The 1,055-nt window shown below is 64.5% G+C and carries 2 protein-coding genes and 1 pseudogene; 2 read left to right on the top strand and 1 reads right to left on the bottom strand.

Translation table 11 applies throughout. The features are described from left to right. Positions 1-132, bottom strand: a pseudogene (locus tag DRV96_RS18900) (IS256 family transposase); the annotation flags it as partial. Positions 133-153: 21 nt separating this feature from the next. Here DRV96_RS18900 and DRV96_RS18895 point away from each other — a divergent pair. Together DRV96_RS18895 and DRV96_RS17750 are read left to right on the top strand one after the other, a co-directional pair. Next, positions 154-396: a hypothetical protein gene (locus DRV96_RS18895; protein WP_419187070.1), complete on the top strand. Its 243-nt coding sequence runs from the start codon at positions 154-156 to the stop codon at positions 394-396. Between the two features lie 127 nt (positions 397-523). Further along, positions 524-889 (top strand): hypothetical protein, encoded by a 366-nt coding sequence (locus DRV96_RS17750; protein WP_162911147.1) that lies wholly within the window; start codon positions 524-526, stop codon positions 887-889. Positions 890-1,055 lie beyond the last annotated feature (166 nt).

Genomic DNA, 1,055 nt, shown 5'->3' with positions numbered 1-1,055 from the left:
CTTCTGGCCGGCGTCGATGCACAGGCCCAGGAAGGCGTGGCGGACATCGCGCAGCACGCCCTGCACGGGCAGCGAGATCTGAACCTGCGCAGCGGGCACGGCCCGCAACGACGACTTCGTGTGAGACTTCATCTCGGTGGCTCCTTCGGTTGCTTGCGAGGCAACCCGCATGCTCTCGCATGCGGGTCGAAGGAGCCGCCACCTCAGCTCACGCGTTCAACAGACTTTGGGACATCGCCGGCCATCTGGGCCTACCTGAAGAAGCACGAGATCGCCAACTTCTGCGCCAAGGACATCGGCGAAGTCAGCGACTACGCGCGTCGGCGGCTGAAGTCCATGCAGCGCCGCCCGACGCTGGTGCGCGCTTATTGGAAGCAGGCCGAGTTGGCGTTCTGAGGCGTCAAGCATGTACCGGAACGTCAATAAGAGCGTAAGCGTTTAAGGCAAGCCCATGGCAAGGACAGCGCTCATTGCTCTGCTTTCGTGGTTCCTGGCGGGGTGCGCCACCCCACCAAATTTCGCCATGCTCGAAGGCCGGATCGAACGGGACACGATCCGGCCCTACGTCGTCGCCACCCAAGGCGAAAAGGAGGTCGCTGTCTACATCTACGCGCCCAGGCGGCGCCCCGACGCCAAGCCCGCCGTGATCTTTCTCAGCGGCTGCGACGGCGGTCACCACCAAATCCACCAGGCCCTTGCCAGACAGCTGAACGCCAGAGGTGCCGTCGTGGCTGAGGTGCAGAGCATCGAGGCACTGGGAAACCAATGTTCGCGACCTGTACTGAATGGGCAGGAACGAACGGTGCACGCCTTCATGGCGAGAGACCTGCTTGTCCGCAAGGGTGTGGCTGCTCCCGACAACGTGGCCCTGCGGCGCGCGTCAAGGTAGTTGTCGCCTCGTTCATGCAGCCAGTGGCTGCGTATCGACGCACCCCGAGCGTGCCTTGACGACGGCGTCGCGTTCAGGGTTCAGAGTCACCGCAGCGATGGGCGTCCAGTTGCGCGTGACGCCCGACCAGCGGCGCGGGTGGCGCTCGCGAGCCTGCAGGTACAGC

It is taken from the genome of Azohydromonas sediminis, assembly GCF_003574675.1.
Taxonomy (GTDB): Bacteria; Pseudomonadota; Gammaproteobacteria; order Burkholderiales; family Burkholderiaceae_C; genus Calidifontimicrobium; species Calidifontimicrobium sediminis.
The sequence above is the reverse complement of the archived record's forward strand: the minus strand, read 5'-3'. Positions and strand labels throughout refer to the sequence as shown.